1 rRNA gene is annotated in these 1420 nt (G+C 51.6%); it reads right to left on the reverse strand.

Annotation, left to right across the window (positions count from 1 at the left end):
• Positions 1-40: 40 nt before the first annotated feature.
• A 23S ribosomal RNA gene (locus IEY18_RS17280) occupies positions 41-1420 on the reverse strand; the annotation flags it as partial.

Below are 1420 nucleotides of genomic sequence, written 5' to 3' on the forward strand. Positions count from 1 at the left end.
ACCAACCACTACCATCGCTGGTAAAACCCATCAGGGTTGTATGGTTAAGCCTCACGAGTCATTAGTACATGTTAGCTCAACGCCTCACAACGCTTACACACCATGCCTATCAACGTCCTAGTCTCGAACGGCTCTTTAGAGGAATTAAATTCCTAGGGATGACTCATCTTAGGACTCGCTTCCCGCTTAGATGCTTTCAGCGGTTATCGATTCCGAACGTAGCTACCGGGCAATGCTATTGGCATAACAACCCGAACACCAGCGGTTCGTCCACTCCGGTCCTCTCGTACTAGGAGCAGCTTCCTTCAATCATCCAACGCCCACGGCAGATAGGGACCGAACTGTCTCACGACGTTCTGAACCCAGCTCGCGTACCACTTTAAATGGCGAACAGCCATACCCTTGGGACCGACTTCAGCCCCAGGATGTGATGAGCCGACATCGAGGTGCCAAACACCGCCGTCGATATGAACTCTTGGGCGGTATCAGCCTGTTATCCCCGGAGTACCTTTTATCCGTTGAGCGATGGCCCTTCCATTCAGAACCACCGGATCACTATGACCTACTTTCGTACCTGCTCGACGTGTCTGTCTCGCAGTTAAGCTAGCTTATGCCATTGCACTAACCACACGATGTCCGACCGTGTTTAGCTAACCTTCGTGCTCCTCCGTTACTCTTTGGGAGGAGACCGCCCCAGTCAAACTACCCACCAGGCACTGTCCCTACCCCCGATTCAGGGGGCCAGGTTAGAACATCAACACTACAAGGGTGGTATTTCAAGGTCGACTCCACATCATCTAGCGACAACGCTTCAAAGTCTCCCACCTATCCTACACATGTAGGGTCAATGTTCAGTGCCAAGCTATAGTAAAGGTTCACGGGGTCTTTCCGTCTAGCCGCGGGTATACGGCATCTTCACCGCAATTTCAACTTCACTGAGTCTCGGCTGGAGACAGCGTGGCCATCATTACGCCATTCGTGCAGGTCGGAACTTACCCGACAAGGAATTTCGCTACCTTAGGACCGTTATAGTTACGGCCGCCGTTTACTTGGGCTTCGATCATGAGCTTCTCCGAAGATAACCCAATCAATTAACCTTCAAGCACCGGGCAGGCGTCACACCGTATACTTCCTCTTGCGAGTTTGCACAGTGCTGTGTTTTTGATAAACAGTTGCAGCCACCTGGTATCTGCGACTCCCAGCAGCTTAGAGAGCAAGTCTCATCACCGCCAAGAGCGTACCTTCTCCCGAAGTTACGGTACCATTTTGCCTAGTTCCTTCAGCCGAGTTCTCTCAAGCGCCTTGGTATTCTCTACCCGACCACCTGTGTCGGTTTGGGGTACGATCCCTGTTAACCTGAAGCTTAGAAGATTTTCCTGGAAGCATGGCATCAACTACTTCAGTTCCGTAGAACCTCGTC

The organism is Shewanella gelidii (genome assembly GCF_014647855.1).
GTDB classification, from domain to species: domain Bacteria; phylum Pseudomonadota; class Gammaproteobacteria; order Enterobacterales; family Shewanellaceae; genus Shewanella; species Shewanella gelidii.